The organism is Mesorhizobium sp. B2-4-3, from assembly GCF_006442815.1.
In the GTDB taxonomy this organism is placed as follows: domain Bacteria; phylum Pseudomonadota; class Alphaproteobacteria; order Rhizobiales; family Rhizobiaceae; genus Mesorhizobium.
In genome coordinates this window covers 296,055-317,562 of sequence record NZ_VFVL01000002.1, presented here as the reverse complement: position 1 = coordinate 317,562, position 21,508 = coordinate 296,055, and the positions used below count along the sequence as shown (strand labels likewise).

Sequence of the window (21,508 nt, the reverse complement as noted above, 5' to 3'; positions counted from 1 at the left end):
GCCTACTGGATCAGCGCCGAGGCGCAGACGGACGCAGCCTCCGCCATGCGCTGACAGAAGGCAGCGCTGTCAAAGCGAGGATCCACGACCAGCGTTTGCGTGTCGCCTTCCGCAGGCAGGCCGGTGAAGAAGACAGGGGCTGGCTGTCCGCTGCCATGGGCGCCGGCATTGAAGGCAACGATGCTGGCGGTGTCGATCGTCGGCATCGCATTGGCCGGCTGCACCACCAGGTTCGCGCCGACATAGGTCAGCTCATAATTGGCCGAGGCGCTGAGGCTGCCTTGCTCGATGGCATAGGTTCCAGGCGCACTTGCCGTCGCAGCGTCGGTGGCGAGCGCGCCGGTGAGCGTATCGCCGCTGGCCAGGCCAAGTCCGCCGATCGTGTAGGTGAGCGGCGGATTGGCCATGCCCGACGGACGACTCTGCGCGTCCGCCGTGACCGTGATCGCCCGCTTGCCGATGCTGAAGTCGGCGCCGGCGAAGGTGATATCGTAGTTGGAGTTCGCAGCATCCGTCAGCGTGCCCTGGCCGATGGCGTAGCTGCCAACAGTCTCACCCGCCGCGCGGTCGAGATCGCCGACCAGCGCTTCGCCGCTGCCGAGGTCGGTGTGGCTGTAGCCGAGCGCCGGATCGGCATTGCCGTAGATCTTGCTCTGTCCCGCGCCGGCCGTCACCATGACGGCGCGCTTGCCTATGCTGAAATCGGCGCCGACGAACGTGATGTCGTAGTTCGAATTGTTGGCGCCGGTCAGAGTGCCCTGGCCGATGGCGTAGCTGCCGACGTTCTCGCCCGAGGCGCGGTCGAGCGCCCCGGCCAGCGCCGTGCCGCTGCCGAGATCGGTGTGGCTATAGTCCAGCGCCGGATCCGCGTCGCCATAAGTCTTGTGCTGGCCGGCGCCGGCCGTCACCGTCACAGCCCGCCTGGTGATGTCAAAATCCTTGCTGACGAAAGTGATGTCGTAGTTCGAATTGTTGTCATCGGTCAGCGTGCCCTGACCGATGGCGTAATTGCCGGCATTCTCGCCCGCCACGCGGTCGAGCGCACCGGCCAGGACGGCGCCGTTGCCGAGATCGCTGTAGGTGTAGCTGTAGGAAGACGGATCGGCGTCGCCGTAGATCTTGCCTTGGCTGGCATCGACGGTGACCGTCACCGCGCGTTTGCCGATGGCGAAATCGGCGCCATCTTGAAACGTGATATCGTAATTGGCGTTGTTGGCATTGGTCAGCGACCCCTGGCCGATGGCATAGCTGCCGACATCCTCGCCGACGGCCCGGTCGAGCGAACCGATGAGCGCTTCGCCGCTGCCGAGATCGGAAACCGAGTAGGTCAGGGCCGGATCGGCATCGCCATAGGTCTTGCCCTGATTGGCATTGGCAGTGACCGTCACCGCGCGTTTGCCGATGGTAAAGTCGGCGCCGACATAGGCGATCTCGTAGTTCGAATTGTTGGTGTCGGTGAGCGAACCCTGGCCAATGGCATAGTCTCCGACATTCTCGCCCGCCGCGCGCTCGAGTGAACCGACAAGCGCGACGCCGCTGCCGAGATCACTGTGGCTGTAACCGAGCGTGGGACCGGCATTGCCATAGATCTTGCCCTGGCCGGCTGCCGCCGTCACCGTCACGGAGCGCTTGCCGATGCTGAAATCCGCCCCGGCGAAAGTGATGTCGTAGTTCAAATTGTTGGCATCGGTCAGGGTACCCCGCCTGATCGCATAATCGCCGACATCTTCGCCGGCTGCGCGATCGAGCGTGCCGACAAGCGCCGCCCCACTGCCGAGGTCGGAATAGGTGTAGCTGTAGGACGACGGATCGGCATTGCCGTAGGTCTTGGCCTGACCGGCCGTCGCGGTCACCGTCACCGAGCGTTTGCCGATGCTGAAACTGCCGCCCTCGAAAATGAGGTCGTAGTTGGAGTTGTTCGCATCGGTCAGCGTACCTTGGCCGATGGCGTAGCTGCCGGCATTCTCGCCGGCTGCGCGGTCGAGCGCGCCGACCAAAGCGACGCCGTTCCCGAGGCCGCTGTAGGTGTAGCCGTAGGACGACGGATCGCTATCGCCATAAGTCTTGCCCTGCCCGGCATTCGCCGTCACCGTCACGACCCGCTTGGCGATATCGAAGTCGGTGCCACCTTCAAACGTGATGTCGTAGTTCGAGTTGTTGGCGTTGGTCAGCGTGCCTTGAGCGATGGCATAGCTGCCAACATTCTCACCGGAAGCCCGAGCGAGCGAGCCGACAAGCGCCTCGCCGCTGCCAAGGTCGGAAACCGAATAGATCAGGGTCGGATCGGCATCGCCATAGGCCTTGCCCTGATTGGCATTGGCCGTGACGGTGATAGCCCGCTTGCCGATGGTGAAATCGGCGCCGACATAGGTGATGTCGTAGTTGACGTTATTGGCATCGGTCAGCGAACCTTGGCCGATGCTGTAGGTGCCGACGTCCTCGCCGGCTTCCCGGCTGAGCGAACCCACCAGCGCGACACCGCTGCCGATATCCGAAACCGAATAGGTGAATGCGGCGTCCGCGTCGCCATAGGTCTTGTGCTGATCGGCATCGGCCGTCACCGAGACCGCGCGCCTGGCCACGGTGAACAAGCCGGAGCTGTCGAAGGCGAGCCCATAGCCGTTCAAGACAGTGATATCGCCGGCACCGACGGTAATCGTGTAAGTCCCAGCTCCGAGTTGCTGGGTTGCAAGCGGATTGGGGGTGGAGAGCGACGGCGCGCCGGTGAAAGTGGTGCCGGCGTTGTCGCCGAGATAGGCGTTGGCCACCCCTGCCTGATAGCCCGACACCGTGTAGGCCAATGTCGGCATGACGTTGTCGCCGTAGGTCTTCAAAGCATTTTGGGAGGTGAAGGTCAGCGTCGGCTGGTAGGCAAAGACGTAGCGATTGCCGCTCGCGCTTACCGCGGCGCCGGCAGCCGTGTTCCAGATCGCGGTGTTGTTGCTGTTGAGATTGCCGAATGTGTTGCCGGTCGGCGCGGCCGCGTAGACCAGCCAGCGCCCGCTGGTGGCGGTGACGGCATCGCTGCCGCGGCTGTTGATGAACTTGCCGCCTGCCGCCAGCACAGGATCGGTTCCACTGACCTTGGCGGCCGCGGCGATCGTCAGGTCGCCGGTCGTCTGAAGCTGGACCTGCCCCATCGTGTTGGCGCCGGTCGTGGCCACGCCGCGCGCGCTGCCGGCGCTGCCGATGACGAGCCCGCCTAGATCCGCAAGGTTGACCGATCCGGCCTTGGCGGCGACCGTGCCGACCTGGTTGCCGGCATTGGTCAGGTTGAAAGCGCCCGTGCCACCAAGCCACAGCGAACCCGCGCTCAGGCTGCTTGTCTGCGTGACCGTGCCGTTCGACGACAGCGCCAACGTGCCGCTGCCGATCGATATTGCCTGGTCGAGCGCGAAGGTGGTCGCCGCCGTCTCGATCTGCCAATTGGCGAAGGATAGGCCGCCGACATAGGTCGACCCGACGGTCGTTGCGGCGATGTCCTGCAGCGCCGACAGCGACGCGATCGAGCTGTCGACCTCGTCGAGACGCCAGTTGCCGTAGACGTTGAGATTGGAGACATTGCCGCCCGACAGGCCTGTCCGCAGCGTCACCGCGTTCTGCGCGCCGGCGGCATCGGGGCCACCGTCCTGCACGGTATAGACCAGCACGCTGCTGCCGATCGTGCCGGTCGGCGTCGCGATGTAGTAGTAGCCGTTGACGCCGGTGGATACCGTGCCGAGGTCGACGCCATTGGCGACCGCCGTGACCAGTCCGGGATTCTTCACATAGTAGGGCTGGCGCGTGCCTGACGACAACGGGGTGACGCCGCTGTCTTTGTAGGCAATGCCGGAGATCGCCTGCACGCCGTTCGGGTAGAAGCTTTTCAGATAAGGGTAGAGGCCGCCCGAGCCGCCGCCGAAGGCGGCGCTCAAACCGTTGGCGGCGCCATTCTGGAAGTCGGCGGTGGTAAGACCGATTACGCTGCCCGCGTTGCTGCCGCTGCCAAAGGCGTTGCTCAAGCCCGACGTCGTCATGTCGAAGGCGCCATTGGTGACGCTGCCCAAATTGTAGCCGACCAGCCCGCCGATCCTTATGTCGCCATTGGTCCCGCTGGCCGGGCCGGTTGAATAGGCATCGCTGATCGATCCCATATTGAGGCCGACAAGCCCGCCGACATAACTCGATCCTAGAACCCAGCCATATGCGTACGACTGGCTGATCGTGCCGCTCGACGTGTTGGCGCCGACAAGCCCGCCAACCGTATTGTTGTCACGCGCGTTCACCCCCACGGTCGAGAACGATCGGGTGATCGAGCCGTCGTTCTGGCCGACCAGGCCGCCTGTAGAGCCGGCGCCATGGATCTGCCCGCTTGCCCACACGCCGGAGATGGACCCCTTGTTCCAGCCGGCAATCGCTCCCGTTTCGTAGGAGGCCATGACCGAGGCATCGACAAGCCCGACATTGCGCACCGCGCCCCCACCGCCGATAAAGCCGAACAGGCCGGCATAGTTGGCCCCGCCCGGTGTCGACCGCAGGTAGTCGATGGTATTGCCGAGGCCGTCGAATGTGCCGTTGAAGCCGTTGCCGCCGTTCAGGATGTTTGTGTTGCCGTCGGTGCCGAGCGGTATGAAGCCCTTGACGCCGTTCCAGTTGTAGGTGGCGCTGGCGTCGATGGTGTTGGCGAGCGCATAACGGCCGCTGAGGCCATTGTTGATCGCCTGCAACCCGTTTACGTCGTAGATCAGCGTATAGCTCTGACCATTGATCGACAGCGCCTGCGCCCCTTGCGTGCCGGTAAAAGTCACGGAGGCGCCTAGCGCATAGGACATGACGCCGCCGGTGCCGCCATGATTGGTGATCAGCGTCAGTCCGCCGACACCGCCGATCGTGGCGCCGGCATTGAAGACGATCGAATGGTAGGCGTCGAGCGTCAGCGTGTTGGCGCCCCAGTTGATCGGCGCGGCAATCGTGATGTCGCCGGCCTGCGAACCGCCGCTTCCTGTCGAAATCGTTACATTGGCAAGCGCCAGCTGGTTTTGCAGCGTGTTGACATTGATGACGCTGTCATTTGAGTTGGCGGTGAAGCCGCCGGTATCGGCATCACTCGAGATGATGACATTGTAAGGATCGAGCAGAAGATCGCCGGTGTCGCCCAAGCGGGCACGGAGATCGGCCGAGCCGCTGAAGTCGAGGCGCTGCTTGCCGGAGACTTCGACGAAGCCGCCGTCACCGCCGTTGTCGCCGCCACGCGCCGAAAGCTTGCCGGCAAAGCCGGTCCACTCGTCGGACCAGACGATGATCGTGCCGCCGTCGCCGGTGCCGGTCGCATCGGCGCCGATCTTGCTGTCCGTGTCGATCTCGGTCGTTTCGGCTCGCTGCAGCGTGCCGGAGCCCTGCTTGTCGCCGCCGATCCTGACCGTGCCGCCGCCATTCTTGCCCGAGGCATCGACGGTGGCGCCCTTGAGCTTCAGCTTGCGGCCGGTGACCGTCACCTTGCCGCCTTGACCGCCCGCCTTGGCCGAAGCGTCGAGCGTGCCGGAGATCTCGACGGATCCCTGGTCGCCGCCGAGCACGATCTCGCCGGATTGGCCCGACACGGTGCGCGCTTCGACAAGGCCCGACATGTTGACGGCCTGCCGCGCCGCCTCCTTGGCGGCAGCGGCCTTTATCTCGATCCGGCCGCCATCGGCGCTGATCACGCCCGAATTGCCGACCAGCGCGCCGGAGCCATCCGCCTCGGTCGGCACCGCCACCTGGAGAAAACCGTCGCCGGAGAGATCGAGTGTCGCCTTTTCGCCCGAACCCAGCCCGACCTTGCCGAGCGGCACGCTGATGGTGCCGGAATTGTCGACGCTGCCGCCGATCAGCGCCGCATAGCCGCCGCTGCCGATCGAGATGGAACCTTCGTTGGAGACCGAGGCGGAAGCGCCCTTGCCCTTGAATGTCAGCTTCCCGGCCTTGAAGTCCTGATCGTCGATGTCGAGCGAGGAGCCGACGAAGCCGGCCGCGCTCACCTTGCCGGTCTTGGAAATGGCGATGCCGTTCGGGTTGACCAGGAACACCTGGCCATTGGCATTGAGCTGACCGGCAATGGTCGACTTGGTGCTGCCGGTGACGCGGTTGAGCATCACCGACGATGAATTCGGCTGGTCGATATCGACGCCGGCGCCGGCGCCGATGGAAAAACTCTGCCAGTTGACGATGGCCGAATTGGTCGACTGCTTGATCGCAAGCTGCGAGGCCGATGGCTGGGAGATCGTCACGCCGCCTGAGGCGACACTGCCGCCCGTCGGCAGTTCCTGCGCATTGGCCGAACTGAAGCCGACAAGCGCCGTCGAGGCCAGCAGCAGCGCCGTCAGCGGCAGGTTCACGGTGCGAAAAAGGGGAAATGTGTCGCGCATGGCTGGCTCTAGAACTGGATGGCGCCGCTCAACGAGAAGCGGTCGCTGATGGACTGATGATCGTCGCGGTGCCGGCGACCCCATTCGAGGGTCAGGCTGGCGTTGGTGGGATCGCTTGCGAAGGCCGTGCCGAGCTTGACGCCAAGCCCGTACGAGGCGCCGACGATGCTGGCGCTCTCGAGCGCCGTCGGCATTTCCAGGCGGACTTCGCCGACGGCTCCGAAGACGTAAGGCGAAACTTGGATCACGCCGCCGGTGAAGGGCACGTACCAGGGCGATGACAATTCGCCGCGAACCACGTAGCCGGAATCGCCCTGCAGCGCGCCGGCATCGAAGCTCGACAGGCCGGTCGCGCCGGTAAGGCCGACCTGCTCCGACTGCAGAAGCGGTTTGCCGAAGGAGGTCTGCGCGCGGGCAAGAAGGTCGAGCCCGACATGCTCGGCAAGTGCCTGGCTGTAGCTTGCCGAGAGCTCCAGCTTCTGGAAATCGGCGTCGGCGCCCTGGCGTGACAGCGGCAGGAGCGGCGTGGCGTCGGCGGCCATGCGCGCGCCGAGGCTATCGATGCCGAACGATGCCATGACATTGCCGACGAACACGCCGCCGAGCGGCGTGAACCAGGTAGCGTCGGTGCCGAACCGGATGATGCGCAGCCGGTCCTCGGCGATCGGCAACGAGACCGGCGTGACGGCGTTGAGATAGTCGTTCTGCGCGTCGAAGGAGAGCTCGCTGCTTACCGTCAGCGCGCGGCTGCGGATCCAGGGATAACGCAGGCTTGCGGAGTAGCGCTCGAATTCGCTGCCGAAGCCCAACGAACCGGGTTCGGCGTCTGGATTGGCGCGCGTGCGGCTGACCTCGAGATTGAGCGTCAGCCCGTCATGACCGATCGGGACAACGATGCCGGCGGCGTAGTTGCGGTTGCGCGGATCATCGCTGAACAGGCCCTGGTCGCCGCCATCGGGATATCCGCCGGCCCGCAGGTAGACGAGTTCGCCGAGACCAAGCAATGAATTGAAATCGACGCCGACGCCGGTCGACCAGCGCTGCAGCGAAGGCGACAGTGAATTGTCGACCGTGACCTGGCCGCCGATCGGCCGGTATTTGCCGTCGATGACCAGCACACTGGCGCCCTTGGCCGAGCCCGCCTTCAGCGTCGAGCGCAGCCTGGCGCCCGGCGTGTCGCCGGCCAGCAGCAGCTTGCGTTCGATGGCGGACAGCCTGATGCCTTTTTTCCCGACCAGCGGCGCCAGCGTTGCCTCGACCCTACCCCTTATCCGTTCCGGCAGATTGCCGGTGTCGATCCTTTCGAGGAAGCCATCGACGACGATCAGCCGCAACGTCGCGCCATTGGTCAGTTTCTGCGCCGGAAGCACCACCCGCGCCAGCACATAGCCGGCGCGCGCGTATTCGGCCTCCAACTGGCGCGCCGCGGCGAAGATTTCGGCTGCCGTGACCGTCCGGCGGGAAAGTCCGGCGGTGACCTTGCGCGTTGCATCAGCCATATCGGCAAAACCGCCCTCGATATGCACACCGGCAAGCCTGACCTTCAGCTTCTCCGCGCCGGCGGGTGCCTCCAGCCCCTTGCTTTCGGGGATGGAGACACCTGCCGTGTCCGGCCCGGGTGGTGGCCGAAAGGTGGGCGGGGTGATCTGGCTTGCGGTCTGCGCGAAAGCGCCGGATGAAAGCCAAAGGCAGGCAGAAGCGGCGACAACCGCCAGTTTGATGCCGCTATGGCCACACCATCCGGCCGCGCCAGGCCGGGGCCGGGCGCCGTGTCGAATGTTGCGGTTTTCATCGGCATGGAAGCCGGTTCCGCACATATGGCTCACGCAGTCACTCTTGATCCGGGACGGAAATCCGGGCGCAAAGCGTTGCCACCGCCGATGCCGCGCATCGGGCGCCAGACCCTGTCCTTGTTTCTTTTTTCCCGGGAAAGCGCTCCCCGCAGCCCCGATGGCGCGGAACCTATGCTTGCCTGTCGGGACTCGTCAACTCGACGCAGGGCTGCGGGTTCGACTATTATTGGGACGGGTTTTCCGAACCGATGCAAAGAGTTAGCAACGAATTCGCCGCCTGATCGTTCGTTGTTCCAATGGGCAACTGGACACGACCGGCGAAGACTGGGAATCTTCATTTGTCGTTGCTTGGAATCGCATGGAGTACCGCAGGAAATGCCGCTGAATGCCGCAGAGATCGCCCGTCATCCGGCAGCGCTTCGCGGCGTCCAGGAGCAATCCAAGGCGCTCATCCATATTTATCAAACGAGCCCGCGGCTGGCCGCCGTGTTTGCCACCCAGCAGCGCTGGCTGCTCGCTCATGTCGGCCTGGCGCTGCATTTCCGGCGCGATCCCAACGACCGCCGCACCGAAATGACGATGGCACGTTTCATCGAGGTCGTACGACGCAATTCGGTGGCCAGCCGCAACACCGCCGAGGCGTTCGTCAAGGAGATGCTGCACTACAACATCGCCGAATATATTTCGGCCAGCGGCGATGGCCGCGCCCACCCCATGCGGGTCACGGCGGGTACCATCGAGACCTTCACCGGCTGGATTTACGCGCATCTGACGACGCTCGACCGTATAGATGGCGGAACCCGGCTGGCAACCTTCCTCGATCGACCCGAAATGCTGCCTGTCTTGCAGCCGCTGATCGCCGATGGATTGCTGGCCAGCGACAGCGTGCGGGAGCCTGGGCAGACTTTTTCATTATTTATCTGGCTAAATAACGGCGGTATCGTCATGGACTGGCTGATGTCCGGCATCGATCCGGAGGACGTCCATCTCGACAAGATACCGACCGGCGTCATCTCGGTCAGCGAATTCGCGCACTGGCTGAAGCTCTCACGCACGCATCTGGCGCGGAAGCTATATGATGCCGAGGCGCTCGGCAGCATCGGCTGGGTCGGCCAGCGCGGCCATTCCGTGATGTGGGTCTCGAGGGCTTTCTTCGACGAGTACATGGCCGTCCAGGCAGCCAAGCTCGCCGTCGTCGACGCGGCCTTCGAAGCCTGTATCTCGGCCCCGCAAGGGCGCTGACAGCCGGGGATCGGCGCAACTCGCGCAAAACCGGCCCGCACGCTGGCGGGCGCCAGCCAAAGCTGCTATCCGCAACTTGCGAGCATGACAGCATCTTTGGGTGGAAGCTGGGAGGGTGCGTTGACCTATGAAGACATTGCCGGTCACCCGGCATTGCCCGCTTGCGTGCGCGCGCAAGCCATGGCGATGCAGCAGGCCTATCAAGGAAACCCGCGAGCCTCCTCGGTCTTTGCCACCCAGCAACGCTGGCTGATGGCGCATATCGGTCTTGCCCTGCATTTCCGCAGGGATTCCAGCGACTATCGAAAGGAACTGACCGCAGCGCGTTTTGCCGACGTCACCGTTCAGCATGCGGTGGCAAGCCGAAACACGGCTCATGCCTTCATCAAGGAAATGCAGCACTATAATTTCCTCGAGGCCGGGCCGACGGCCGATGACGGCCGCATTCGCCCCCTGCAACTGCCCGCCATGACCCTGGAGCCGCTGATCGGCTGGATTCAAATGCATCTGAACACACTTGATGCTCTTGACGGCGGGAACCGGCTGGAAACATTCCAGGCAAGGCCGCAAATGCTGGCGCATCTGCAGCCGCTGATCGCCGACGGGCTGCTCTCTTCCGTGCCGGTGCGCGAGCCGAAACAGACCTTCTCGCTGTTCACCTGGCTCAACAATGGCGGCGTCGTCATGGACTGGCTGATCTCCGGCGTCGACCCCGACAATGCCGGCCAGGAGCGGATCCCGACCGGCGTGCTGTCGATCGGCGACTTCGCCAAATGGCTGAAGCTGTCGCGCACCCACCTTGCGCGCAAGTTGCGCGACGCCGAGGCACTCGGCAGCGTCGGCTGGCTCGGGCAGCGCGGCCATTCCGTCATGTGGATCTCGAACGAATTCTACGGCGAATACCTCACCGCGCAGGCGGTCAAGCTCGCCATCATCGACGCGGCTTTCGCCGCCACCGCGACGCAAAGGATGGGCTGACCGCTTCTATCCGGCCTTCAGGATGGCGGAAAAACGCGGATCGAAGGCCCGGCTGATCGGCTCTGCTGCGGCGCCCACTGCGATCGCCCAGGGATCGGTGGTGCCGAGTTGCAGTCGAGGCAGGCGCCGGACGGGACGATCCGCGATCGACGGCAGCAGCGGATGCATGGCCTGAAGCAGAAGCCGGGCCAGCGCCTCGGGCGCGCTGCTGGTGAGGATGACGGTTTGCGGATCGAAGATCGTTTCGATCAGATGCACGCTCCAGCGCAGGTCGGACGCGGCTTTTTCGACCCAGCCCATGACTCGCGGATCCCGCGCAAGCGCCAGCGCGCCGAGCGTCTCGTAGAGACCCCTCTCGGTGGGGTCGAGGCCGAGATGCTGGTAGAGCGAGGCCAGCGATGCACGGTGTTCGAGCGGCGTGGAACCGGAGCCGGCCGGCGCAAGCAACGCCATGCCGATCTCGCCCGCATTGCCGTTGCCGCCGCTATAGAGCTCGCCGTTGAGGATCAGCCCGGCGGCTATGCCGTAGCCGACATAAAGGCAGACGGCGTGATCGACGCCGTGCGCCGCGCCGACGATCCGTTCCGCCGTCGCGCAGGCCGCCGCATCGTTCTGCAGGCCGACATCGAGCCCGGTACCGGCGGCAAGCGCCTCCACCAGCGGAAATTGTTGCCAGGCGGGCATCATCCATTTGTTGTCGGGGTTCTTCAACCCGAACGGTCCCGGCATGGCGACGCCCAATCCGACCAGCCGCCGCTCGGACTGGGCAAACAAGGAAGCCAGCTTACGCCTGACGCCGTCGACCAGGCCGAGGATGATCCTTACGCCCGCCGAAGGCTCGTCGAACGGCAGCCCCGCCTCGGCGCGCGCGATCACCTTGCCGACAAGGTCGACCACCACCACGCGCGTCAGATGCCGGTCGATCTGCAGCCCGATGGCGAAGGCTCCCTCGGGAACCAGCCGGTAAGGCGTGAAGGGCTGCCCCCTGCCCTTGCGCACCGCATCCAGCGCGACAACCAGCCTGTCGCGCTCGAGATCCTCGATGATGTTGGAAACCGCCTGCTTGGTAAGCTGCGTCGCCCGCGCCAAGTCGGCGCGCGATAGCGCGCCGTTGAGCCGCAGCGCCTCGATCATGACGCGGCGGTTATGCGCGCTGGTACCTTCCTGGTTGGTGCCGCTTTTGGCACGGATCGGGCTGATATCGTGCACCGTCGTTTCCCCTCTTGACTCCATTAAAGGATTGATCGACTAATTAAGTCAAGCGAATTGACTTAATAGGTGAGACCCCGAGCGGTTCTACAAAAAGACGGCAAAAGCCTTCGGGCTTAGCCGCACGCCGTTGGGGACGGATCCAGTCAGGCGCGATGCGAATTTGGGGAAGCGGCGCAGTCCTGGCCGCCCACTCGCAGTTGTCGAAAATGGGAGAAAGACAAATGCTGAAATCGATCGGTAAGACAGTTCTGGGCGCGGTGTTCGTCGGCGGGCTGCTCGTCCCGCACGCCTTCGCTGAAACCACCTTGAACGCGCTCTTCATGGCGCAGGCCGCCTATAGCGAGGCCGACGTGCGCTCGATGACGGAGGCCTTCACCAAGGCCAATCCGGACATCAAGGTCAATCTCGAATTCGTCCCCTATGAAGGCCTGCACGACAAGACCGTGCTCGCCCAAGGATCCGGCGGCGGCTATGACGTGGTGCTGTTCGACGTCATCTGGCCGGCCGAATATGCGACCAACAAGGTGCTGGTCGACGTATCGTCGAAGATCACCGACGACATGAAGAAGGGCGTGCTGCCCGGCGCCTGGACCACCGTCCAGTATGACGGCAAGTACTATGGCATGCCGTGGATCCTCGACACCAAATACCTCTTCTACAACAAGGAAATCCTGGAAAAGGCGGGCATCAAGGCGCCGCCGAAGACCTGGGAAGAGCTTGGCCAGCAGGCCAAGATCATCCAGGATAAAGGTTTGCTGAAGACGCCGATCGCCTGGAGCTGGTCGCAGGCCGAAGCCGCCATCTGCGACTACACCACGCTGGTCAGCGCCTATGGCGGCGACTTCCTCAAGGACGGCAAGCCCGACTTCCAGAACGGCGGCGGCCTCTCGGCGCTGAAATACATGGTGGACAGCTACAAGTCGGGCCTCACCAATCCGAATTCCAAGGAATTCCTGGAAGAGGACGTCCGCAAGGTGTTCGAGAACGGCGATGCCGCCTTCGCGCTGAACTGGACCTACATGTACAACATGGCCAACGATCCGAAGGACTCCAAGGTCGTGGGCAAGGTCGGCGTCGTGCCGGCGCCGGGCGTTGCCGGCACCAGCGAGGTCTCGGCCGTCAACGGCTCGATGGGCCTTGGCATCACCGCGGTGTCGAAGCACCAGGACGAAGCCTGGAAATATATCGAGTTCATGACCTCGCAGGCGACGCAGAACCAATATGCCAAGCTCTCGCTGCCGATCTGGGCCTCGTCCTATGACGATCCCGCCGTCACCAAGGGCCAGGAAGAGCTGATCGCCGCCGCCAAGCTCGGTCTTGCCGCGATGTATCCGCGGCCGACCACGCCGAAATATCAGCAACTGTCGACGGCGCTGCAGCAGGCGATCCAGGAATCGCTGCTCGGCCAGGCGGCGCCGGAAGACGCGCTCAAGACCGCTGCCGAAAACAGCGGCCTCTGATCTGGCGTTCCCCGACGGGCGGGCGGCCTCAAATACGAGTGCCGCCCGCGCTATTTCTAGAGCAATTCCAGGAGTGTGAAGCGGTTTTCCGTCCGGAATTGCGCCAAAACAAAGGGATAGAGCGGTTCGCCGTTTTCGTGAAACGGTGAACCGCTCTAGTCGGATGAAGGAAGAGAGGCGCCTCCGATGTCAGGCACCTGGATGACGACTCGCGCGTGGCTGTTGATGCTGCCGCTTCTGGTGATCATGGTCGCCGTCATCGGCTGGCCGTTGGTCGATACGGTCAGGCTCTCCTTCACCGACGCCCAGCTGGTCGGCACGGCGGGCAATTACGTCGGCTTCGAAAACTACACCAAGATGCTGACGAGCTCGAATTTCAGCCGCACGCTCACGACCACCACCTGGTTCGCGGTCGTCTCGGTCGCCGCCGAGATGGTGATCGGCGTGCTTGCGGCACTTCTGCTCAATCAGGAATTCCGCGGCCGCGCCGTCTTGCGCGGGCTGATGATCCTGCCATGGGCGCTGCCCACCGTCGTCAACGCGACGCTCTGGCGGCTTATCTACAATCCCGAATATGGCGCGCTGAACGCGGCGCTGACGCAACTCCATCTCCTCGATGACTATCGCTCCTGGCTGGGTGAGCCCGGCACGGCGCTCGCGGCGCTGATCGTCGCCGACTGCTGGAAGAATTTTCCTCTTGTCGCGCTGATCGCGCTCGCCGCCCTGCAAGCGGTGCCGCGCGACATCACCGCCGCAGCGCTTGTCGACGGGGCCGGCCCGTTCAATCGCTTTCGTTTCGTCATCCTGCCCTATCTCGCCGGTCCGCTGATGGTGGCGCTGGTGCTGCGCACCATCGAGGCCTTCAAGGTCTTCGACATCATCTGGGTCATGACCCGCGGCGGCCCGGCCAACAGCACGCGCTCGCTGTCGATCCTCGTCTATCAGGAGGCCTTCTCCTTCCAGCGCGCCGGCTCCGGCGCATCGCTGGCGCTGATCGTCACCTTGCTCGTCACCGTGCTCGCCGTCGCCTATGCGACGCTGGTCAGAAAGACCGCGGGGAGTGCCGCCTGATGGAACGCAAGAGCCCGGTCTTCACCGCCTTCGTCTATGTCTGCGCCATCCTGCTCGCCGCCGTGATCCTGGCGCCGCTCGCCTGGCTCTTCGTCATGAGCATATCGCCGGCGGCCGATCTTGCCGCCAAGCCGCTGCGCTGGTGGCCGCGGGTGGCCGACTTCTCCCGTTACGCGCAGCTTCTGTCGACGGCCGAAAACAGCGCCGGCGCCGCCTTCACCGCCTCGTTGCGCAACAGCCTGGAGGTCGCCGGCATGGCGACGCTCGCCGCTGTTGTCCTTGCCGTGCCGGCCGGCTGGGCCGTTTCGCGCACGCCTTCGGTCGGCTGGTCGCTGTCGATGGTGATCGCCACCTATATGCTGCCGCCGGTGGCGCTCTCCGTGCCGCTTTACATGGGTCTCTCCCATCTCGGCCTGCTCAACAACGTCTTCGGCCTGGCGCTGATCTATCTGACGATCCTCGCGCCCTTCACCACCTGGCTGATGAAATCGGGTTTCGATTCCATCCCGCGCGAGATCGAGGCCGCGGCGATGATTGACGGGGCCGGGCTGCTCCAGACGTGGCGCATCATCACCTTGCCGCTGGCGGCGCCTGTTGTGGCGACATCGGCGCTGTTTGCCGTGCTGCTTGCCTGGGACGAGTTCTTCTACGCCCTGCTTTTCACCTCCGACCAGCGGGCAAAGACCCTGACGGTCGCCATCGCCGATCTCGCCGGCGGCCGCGTTTCCGACTACGGACTGATCGCCACCGCCGGCGTGCTCGCGGCCTTGCCGCCAGTGCTGATCGGCCTCGTCATGCAACGCGCGCTGATCTCGGGCCTCACCAGCGGCGGAGTGAAAGGATAATGATGACTGCGGAGAAGAAACGCCCGGCAGGGCTTGTCGCGATCGACCGCGAGATGGCGCGTCAGCATGAGGATGCGCTTGCCTCGTTCGAGAGCAATCGAGAGGCCGCCGCCGAGGTCGCCGCCTCGATCAGGAAGACCGGCAGGCTCGTCCTGCTCGGCATGGGCGCCTCGCATGCCGTCGCGCGTGCCGTCGAGCCGCTCTATCGCGCGCACGGCATCGACGCCATCGCGCTGCCGCTGTCGGAGCAGCTTGGCCAGCCGCTGCCGCTTGACCGCAAGACGGTGATCGTGACTTCGCAGTCGGGCGAGAGCGCCGAGGTGCTGCGCTGGTTTGCCGAGACCGGCGATCGCACGGCGACCTTCGGCCTGACGCTGGAGGCCGGTTCCTCCCTCGGCCGTACGGTGCCTTGCCTGGTCGGTGCCGGCGGCACCGAGCTTGCCTTTGCCGCGACCCGCAGCCTCACCGTGACCTTCGCCCTGCATCTAGCGATCCTGGCAGCGCTGGGCGAAGATCCTTCTGCGGCACTTGCCGCGCTCAAGACGCCCGTATCTGTCGAAATCGATGCCGCGCTCGCGGCGCTGAGCGCGATCTCGACCATCGTCACTTCCGGCCGCAAGCTTCAAGGCGTGGCCGAAGCGCTTGCGCTCGGCTTCACCGAACTGTCGCGCCTAGCTTGCTTTTCGCTCGAAGGCGGCCAGCTGCGCCATGGGCCGATGGAGATGCTCGGCGAAAAAATCGGCATCGTCCTTTTCCGCGGTGACGACCCGACCGCCGATCTTGTCACCGCCATGGCGCTGTCCGTTGTCGAAGCGGGCGCGCCGCTGATCGTCTTCGACGCTTCGGGCAGGCCGCCGGTCGCAGGTGCCGTCACGTTGAGGTTCAAGCCTGCCTCCGGGCTGGCGGCGATCTTTGCCATGCTGCCGGTGGCGCAACGCCTGATGATCGCCTTCGCCGATTCCCGCGTCGAGAATGCCGGAACGCCGGTGCGCACCACCAAGATCACCCGGAGCGAATGATGCGGCCGCTCGCGGTGATCGGCAACGTCAATGTCGACCTGATCGTCGGCCCGGTCGCGCCATGGCCGAAGGCCGGCACGGAGACCGTCGTCGACCACGACGACCTGCGCGTCGGCGGCCAGGCCGGCAACACCGCGCTTGCCTGGCAGGCGCTGGGCATCGACTTCGAGATCGCCGCCAATATCGGTGACGACCAGTTCGGGCGCTGGCTGCGCGAAGCCTTCGGACGCCGCGCGCGGAAATGGTCGGTTCGTCCCGAAGGCACGACATTGTCGGTCGGCATGACCCATCCCGATGGCGAGCGCACCTTCTTCACCACGCGCGGCCACTTGCCCCGCTTCAGCCTGGCTGACGTGCTCTCCGTGCTGGACGGCAATCGGCTTGCTGGCGGCTACGCGCTGCTCTGCGGCTCTTTCCTCACCGACGACCTGACGCGCGATTACGATGCCTTCTTCGACTGGGCCGAGGCGCATGGCATCGCCGTTGCGCTCGACACAGGCTGGCCGATCGACGGTTGGACGCAAGCGAACTGCACCGCCGCGCGCGGCTGGCTGTCGCGCTGCGCACTGGCCCTCTTCAACGAGGTCGAGACGACCACGCTAGCCAGCCTGGCAAGTCCATCGGAAGCCGCGCGCAAGATCCGCGACGGCATGCAGGACGGAGCGACGGTCGTCGTCAAGCGCGGACCGGACGGCGCGCTCGCCATCGGCGCCGACGGTGAGCTCATTGAAGTGCCAGCACCTCGAGTCGCGGTCGTCGACACGATCGGCGCCGGCGATGTCTTCAACGCCGCCTTCCTGGCGGCACTGGCACAGGGGCAATCGTTGGTGAAGTGCCTTTCCGCCGCCATCAAGGTGGCCTCGCGCGCCATCTCAACCTTGCCCCGCGATTATGGCGGGCCGATCCAGTTCGAGGATGTTCATGAGCGCGCTTGAAATTCGCGATGTCCGCAAGAATTACGGCAGCGTCGAGACTCTGAAAGGCATCGACATCGCGCTCGAAAACGGCGAGTTCCTGGTGCTGCTCGGTTCCTCTGGCTGCGGCAAGTCGACCTTGCTCAACATCATCGCCGGCCTTGCCGAGGCAACCAGCGGCGATGTGCTGATCGGCGGCCGCTCGGTGCTTGGCGTGCATCCGAAGAACCGCGACATCGCCATGGTCTTCCAGTCCTACGCGCTCTATCCGAACCTCACCGTCAGCCGCAACATCGGCTTCGGCCTTGAAATGCGCAAAGTCCCCGCCGCCGAGCGCGACAAGGCGGTGCGCGAGGCCGCAAGATTGCTGCAGATCGAGAACCTGCTCGACCGCAAGCCCGGCCAACTCTCCGGCGGCCAGCGCCAGCGCGTCGCCATCGGCCGCGCTTTAGTGCGCAAGCCGCAGGTCTTCCTGTTCGACGAGCCGCTCTCCAATCTTGACGCCAAGCTGCGGCTGGAAATGCGCACCGAGCTGAAGCGCCTGCATGAAATGCTGCGCACCACGGTCGTCTACGTCACCCATGACCAGATCGAGGCGATGACGCTGGCGACCCGCATCGCCGTCATGCGCGACGGCCGCATCGAACAGCTGGGCACGCCGGAAGAGATCTACAACCATCCGGCGACGCTCTATGTCGCGGGCTTCGTCGGCGCGCCGTCGATGAACATGCTGGAAGCGACCGTCGAGAATGGCAAGCTGGCGATTGCAGGCACCGATGCGCGGCTGGCGATTCCGGCTCGCTACGCCGACGCGGCCCGCAACAGTGCTTCAGTTGTGGTCGGCATCAGGCCGGAAGCGCTCCGCCTTGGACCGGGCAGCGGTGCCGAACTGTCGCTGCCGGTCGAGATCGACGTCGTCGAACTGACCGGCCCCGAACAGGTCACCACCGCCCGGGTCGGCGCGCAAAGGCTGACGGCGACCTTGCCGCCGCAAGCCCGCGTCGCCAAGGGCCAGCCCTGCGTGTTCGTCTTCGATGCGGACGCGCTCCGCCTCTTCGATCCGGCCACCGGCAAAGCTTTCTGAGCAATCGCCCCGCCTCCGCCTGCATGGCCTGATCGACAGCCAGGCCGGGTCAGCTCGAGGGTGAGGGCTGACCCGTCGTTTCGTCCTCAATCGATGTCGAACGACACGCCTTGCGCGAGCGGCAGCGCCTTGGAATAGTTCACCGTGTTGGTGGCCCGGCGCATATAAGCCTTCCAGGCGTCCGAGCCGCTCTCGCGGCCGCCGCCTGTCTCCTTCTCGCCGCCGAACGCGCCGCCGATCTCCGCGCCCGACGTGCCGATGTTGACGTTGGCGATGCCGCAATCCGAGCCGTCTACGCCGAGGAACCGCTCCGATTCCTGCAGGTCGCGGGTGAAGATCGACGACGACAGGCCAGCGCCGACCGCGTTATGCTGCTCGAGCGCCTCGTCGAAATCGGTGTACCTCATCACATAGAGGATCGGCGCGAAGGTCTCTTCCGTCACCGGCGAAACCTGCTTCGGCATCTCGACCAGTGCCGGATGCACGTAATAGGCGTCCGGATGGCCGTTCTCGACGCGCGTGCCGCCGGTCACCTTGCCGCCATGCGCCTCGGCTTCCTTCAGCGCCTTCTGCATACCGTCGAAGGCCGCCTTGTCGATCAGCGGGCCGACCAGCGCCTTGCCTTCCAGCGGATTGCCGACCGAGACGGACTGATAGGCCTTCTTCAGCCGCGGCAAGAGCGCGTCATAGACGCTGTCATGCACGAACAGGCGCCTGAGCGTCGTGCAGCGCTGGCCAGCCGTGCCCATGGCGCCGAAGGCGATGGCGCGCAGCGCCATGTCGAGATCGGCGGTGGGCGTCACGATGCCGGCATTGTTGCCGCCGAGCTCCAGCACGGCGCGGGCAAAACGCTTGGCGAGCCTGGGACCGACCTCCCGGCCCATGCGCGTCGAGCCGGTGGCCGAGACCAGCGGCACCTTCGGATGGTCGACCAGCACCTCGCCGGCGACGCGGTCGCCGATCAGCACCTGCAGCAGCCCTGCCGGCGCATCCTTGCCGAAACGCTTGACGGCGCGCTTGAAGATCGCCTCGCAGGCAAGCGCGGTCAGCGGCGTCTTTTCCGACGGCTTCCACACCACGGCGTCGCCGCAGACGAGGGCAAGGGCTGCATTCCACGACCACACCGCAACCGGGAAATTGAAGGCCGAGATCACGCCGACGACGCCGAGCGGATGCCAGGTCTCCATCATACGATGTCCGGGGCGCTCGGTGGCGATCGTCAGGCCATAGAGTTGCCGGGAGAGACCGACGGCGAAATCGCAGATGTCGATCATTTCCTGGACTTCGCCCAGCCCCTCGGACGGGATCTTGCCGACCTCGATCGACACCAGCCGGCCGAGTTCGTCCTTATGCGCGCGCAACTCCTCGCCGAGCAGGCGCACCAGCTCGCCCCGCTTCGGGCCCGGCACCAGCCGCCAGGACTGGAAGGCCTTGTGCGCGGCATCGATGGCCTTGCCGGCATCGGCGGCCGAGATCGACTTCAGCGCCGCGATCTGTTCGCCCGTCACCGGGCTGCGCACGACAAGGTCGCCTCCGACAAGCGCCTCCCTGGCGACACCCAGTTTCTCGAGAAGTGAAGCGGTTTCCTTCGCTAACGTCATTTTTGTCCCTTTCATATCCCGCCTCTCTTGGGACGGGTGTGGAAGCCATGCGCCATGTCGCGGTCCGTGCCGTCGGGCGCAGCCGGGCGCTTTCATGGCGTGGCATTACGCGTTTCGGGGGAAAACCGCTACCCCGGCATGGTCCAAGGCCGGATTGCGAAATTGGGCCAGACGACGAAGCCGGATCAGCGCGCTTTTTGGAAGGAGGACTTCTCTGCGCTCTCCTTGATCAGCCGGTCGATATGCATGCGGATATGCGCCGCCTCGGCGGCGGTATTGGCCAAAGCGATGGCGCGGTCGAAGGCAACGCGCGCCTCCTCGTTGCGGCCAAGCTGCATCAGCAGCCCGCCCCTGAGGCCGAAGAAGTGGAAATAGCCCGACAGCCTGTCTTCCAGCGGCTCGATCATGGCGAGCGCAGCGTCCGGACCTTTCACTTTGCTGACCGCGACCGCGCGGTTCAGCGTCACAACGGGCGAAGGCTGCATCTGCTCCAGCAGACCGTAGAGCAGGTCGATCTCGGTCCAGTCTGTATCTTCCGCCGTCGCCGCCCGCGCATGCAGCGCCGCGATCGCCGCCTGCACCTGATAAGGACCGGGCTTGCGGTGGCGCAGCGCCTTGTCGACCAGCGCCAGGCCCTCGTCGATCATCTTGCGGCTCCACAGCGAGCGGTCCTGGTCCTCGAGCAGGACGATCTCGCCATTCTCGTCGAAACGCGCCGGCGCCCGCGCATGCTGCAGCAGAAGCAGCGCGGTCAGCCCCATGATCTCCGGCTCGGCCTGGAAGAGCCTGAGCAGCAGACGGGCAAGCCGGATCGCCTCCTCGCAGAGCGGCGCGCGGGCCGGCGCCTCGCCGTCATTGGTCGAATAGCCTTCGTTGAAGATCAGATAAACCATCGCGGCGACGGCGGCGAGCCGCTCCGAGCGCTCGACCGCGCCCGGCGTTTCGAACGGCACGCCGGCATCGGCGATGCGCGCCTTGGCGCGGGTGATGCGCTGTTCCATGGCGCTCTCGCCAACCAGAAACGCGCGCGCGATCTGCTTGACGGTGAGGCCGGAGACGATGCGCAACGCCACCGCGATCTGCTGCGTCGGCGGCAGGTCGGGATGGCAGCAGATGAACAGCAGCCGCAAGATGTCGTCGCGATAATGCGCGCCGTCCAGCCGCTCGGCGATGTCGCTCTCGGCGTCTTCGAGATCGGAGACCTGGTCCTCTTCCGGCATCGGCGCCTGCTTGGCGCGCTTGCGCACCGCGTCGATGCCACTGTTGCGGCCGACGAAGATCAGCCAGGCCGCGGGATCGCGCGGCGGCCCGTTCTTCGGCCAGTTGTTGAGCGCCCTCAGGCACGCGTCCTGGAAAGCCTCTTCCGCGGCGTCGAGGTCGCGGAAGTAGCGCAGCAGCGCGCCCATCGCCTGCGGACGGGCGTTGCCGATCGCCGTGCTTATCCAGGCAAGGTCGGTCATACCGCGGCCTTTGTCGGGTTGAAGACCGAAACCGGCCGGATCTCGTAGGAACCGCCGCTCGGATTGACCTCGGAGAGTTCGCGCGCGAATGCGACCGCTTCGTCGAGATCGTCGCATTCGAGCGTGTAGAAGCCGAGGAACTGTTCCTTGGTTTCGGCGAACGGCCCGTCCAGCACGACCGCCTCGCCCTTGACCTTTCGCAGCGTGGTCGCCGCGGTCGTCGGCAAAAGGCGCGCCACGGGGCCGAGCCGGCCCGCCTTGGCGTATTTGTCCTGCACGTTGAGGAGCTTTGCCATGACCTCGTCGTCCTGTTCCTTGCTCCAGGAGCAGACGACGTCTTCGGAGGCGTAGCAGAGGATGGCGTAAAGCATGGCAGGTCCTTTCCGTATCAAAGGACGCGACACTAGGACCCTTCCCGACACCAGGTCGATAAAAAAATTTCCCCA

14 protein-coding genes are annotated in these 21,508 nt (G+C 65.0%); 8 read left to right on the top strand and 6 right to left on the bottom strand.

The genetic code is table 11. The features are described from left to right. Positions 1-2 precede the first annotated feature (2 nt). Positions 3-6,383, bottom strand: coding sequence for an MBG domain-containing protein (locus tag FJ956_RS03760; RefSeq protein ID WP_181170216.1), 6,381 nt, complete (start codon positions 6,381-6,383; stop codon positions 3-5). 8 nt (positions 6,384-6,391) lie between these two features. After that, a complete protein-coding gene (locus FJ956_RS03755) occupies positions 6,392-8,200 on the bottom strand; it encodes a ShlB/FhaC/HecB family hemolysin secretion/activation protein (RefSeq protein ID WP_281405608.1) in 1,809 nt (602 codons plus the stop codon). A gap of 351 nt (positions 8,201-8,551) precedes the next feature. Between FJ956_RS03755 and FJ956_RS03750 the strand changes: the two genes are divergently transcribed. Beyond that, entirely contained in the window at positions 8,552-9,418 is an 867-nt protein-coding gene (locus FJ956_RS03750; RefSeq protein WP_140678047.1) for a hypothetical protein, read from the top strand. An 84-nt stretch (positions 9,419-9,502) separates the two neighbouring features. Beyond that, the gene (locus tag FJ956_RS03745) at positions 9,503-10,396 is read left to right on the top strand and encodes a hypothetical protein (protein WP_140677941.1); all 894 of its coding nucleotides are present in this window, start codon (positions 9,503-9,505) and stop codon (positions 10,394-10,396) included. Between the two features lie 6 nt (positions 10,397-10,402). Here the strand turns inward: FJ956_RS03745 and FJ956_RS03740 are convergent, their stop codons facing one another. After that, a complete protein-coding gene (locus FJ956_RS03740; protein ID WP_140677943.1) occupies positions 10,403-11,605 on the bottom strand; it encodes an ROK family transcriptional regulator in 1,203 nt (400 codons plus the stop codon). A gap of 224 nt (positions 11,606-11,829) precedes the next feature. On the opposite strand from FJ956_RS03740, the gene FJ956_RS03735 reads away from it, so the two are divergent. From FJ956_RS03735 to ugpC, 6 genes are all read left to right on the top strand, one after another. Next, complete coding sequence (locus tag FJ956_RS03735) at positions 11,830-13,068, top strand: extracellular solute-binding protein (RefSeq protein ID WP_140677945.1); 1,239 nt, start codon at positions 11,830-11,832, stop codon at positions 13,066-13,068. 186 nt (positions 13,069-13,254) lie between these two features. Beyond that, a complete protein-coding gene (locus FJ956_RS03730) occupies positions 13,255-14,139 on the top strand; it encodes a sugar ABC transporter permease (RefSeq protein ID WP_140677950.1) in 885 nt (294 codons plus the stop codon). Further along, positions 14,139-14,984 (top strand): carbohydrate ABC transporter permease, encoded by an 846-nt coding sequence (locus FJ956_RS03725; RefSeq protein ID WP_140677952.1) that lies wholly within the window; start codon positions 14,139-14,141, stop codon positions 14,982-14,984. The genes FJ956_RS03730 and FJ956_RS03725 overlap by 1 nt, the downstream gene beginning before the upstream one ends. Positions 14,985-14,986: 2 nt before the next feature. After that, positions 14,987-16,003, top strand: a complete 1,017-nt coding sequence (locus FJ956_RS03720) for an SIS domain-containing protein (protein ID WP_140678050.1) — start codon at positions 14,987-14,989, stop codon at positions 16,001-16,003. Continuing rightward, a complete protein-coding gene (locus FJ956_RS03715) occupies positions 16,003-16,938 on the top strand; it encodes a PfkB family carbohydrate kinase (RefSeq protein ID WP_140678052.1) in 936 nt (311 codons plus the stop codon). Before FJ956_RS03720 ends, FJ956_RS03715 begins: the two co-directional genes overlap by 1 nt. Further along, positions 16,925-18,001, top strand: a complete 1,077-nt coding sequence (gene ugpC, locus FJ956_RS03710; RefSeq protein ID WP_140677954.1) for a sn-glycerol-3-phosphate ABC transporter ATP-binding protein UgpC — start codon at positions 16,925-16,927, stop codon at positions 17,999-18,001. The genes FJ956_RS03715 and ugpC overlap by 14 nt, the downstream gene beginning before the upstream one ends. An 86-nt stretch (positions 18,002-18,087) precedes the next feature. Here ugpC and FJ956_RS03705 read toward each other — a convergent pair whose 3' ends face one another. The 3 genes from FJ956_RS03705 to FJ956_RS03695 all read right to left on the bottom strand — a co-directional run bounded on the left by FJ956_RS03705 (position 18,088) and on the right by FJ956_RS03695 (position 21,433). Beyond that, a complete protein-coding gene (locus FJ956_RS03705) occupies positions 18,088-19,602 on the bottom strand; it encodes an aldehyde dehydrogenase family protein (protein WP_140677956.1) in 1,515 nt (504 codons plus the stop codon). Between the two features lie 185 nt (positions 19,603-19,787). Then, positions 19,788-21,062 carry an RNA polymerase sigma factor gene (locus FJ956_RS03700; protein ID WP_140677958.1) on the bottom strand — a complete coding sequence of 425 codons (1,275 nt, stop codon included), beginning with the start codon at positions 21,060-21,062 and terminating at the stop codon, positions 19,788-19,790. Then, positions 21,059-21,433 carry a YciI family protein gene (locus FJ956_RS03695; protein ID WP_140677961.1) on the bottom strand — a complete coding sequence of 125 codons (375 nt, stop codon included), beginning with the start codon at positions 21,431-21,433 and terminating at the stop codon, positions 21,059-21,061. Before FJ956_RS03695 ends, FJ956_RS03700 begins: the two co-directional genes overlap by 4 nt. Between the last annotated feature and the right edge of the window lie 75 nt (positions 21,434-21,508).

Coding starts and splice junctions, on each gene's coding strand:
- FJ956_RS03705 (WP_140677956.1), bottom strand. CDS start 19,602: ATGACGTTAGCGAAGGAAACCGCTTCACTTCTCGAGAAACTGGGTGTC.
- FJ956_RS03700 (WP_140677958.1), bottom strand. CDS start 21,062: ATGACCGACCTTGCCTGGATAAGCACGGCGATCGGCAACGCCCGTCCG.
- FJ956_RS03755 (WP_281405608.1), bottom strand. CDS start 8,200: ATGTGCGGAACCGGCTTCCATGCCGATGAAAACCGCAACATTCGACAC.
- FJ956_RS03725 (WP_140677952.1), top strand. CDS start 14,139: ATGGAACGCAAGAGCCCGGTCTTCACCGCCTTCGTCTATGTCTGCGCC.
- FJ956_RS03745 (WP_140677941.1), top strand. CDS start 9,503: ATGACAGCATCTTTGGGTGGAAGCTGGGAGGGTGCGTTGACCTATGAA.
- FJ956_RS03715 (WP_140678052.1), top strand. CDS start 16,003: ATGCGGCCGCTCGCGGTGATCGGCAACGTCAATGTCGACCTGATCGTC.
- FJ956_RS03730 (WP_140677950.1), top strand. CDS start 13,255: ATGTCAGGCACCTGGATGACGACTCGCGCGTGGCTGTTGATGCTGCCG.
- ugpC (WP_140677954.1), top strand. CDS start 16,925: ATGAGCGCGCTTGAAATTCGCGATGTCCGCAAGAATTACGGCAGCGTC.
- FJ956_RS03695 (WP_140677961.1), bottom strand. CDS start 21,433: ATGCTTTACGCCATCCTCTGCTACGCCTCCGAAGACGTCGTCTGCTCC.
- FJ956_RS03720 (WP_140678050.1), top strand. CDS start 14,987: ATGACTGCGGAGAAGAAACGCCCGGCAGGGCTTGTCGCGATCGACCGC.
- FJ956_RS03760 (WP_181170216.1), bottom strand. CDS start 6,383: ATGCGCGACACATTTCCCCTTTTTCGCACCGTGAACCTGCCGCTGACG.
- FJ956_RS03735 (WP_140677945.1), top strand. CDS start 11,830: ATGCTGAAATCGATCGGTAAGACAGTTCTGGGCGCGGTGTTCGTCGGC.
- FJ956_RS03750 (WP_140678047.1), top strand. CDS start 8,552: ATGCCGCTGAATGCCGCAGAGATCGCCCGTCATCCGGCAGCGCTTCGC.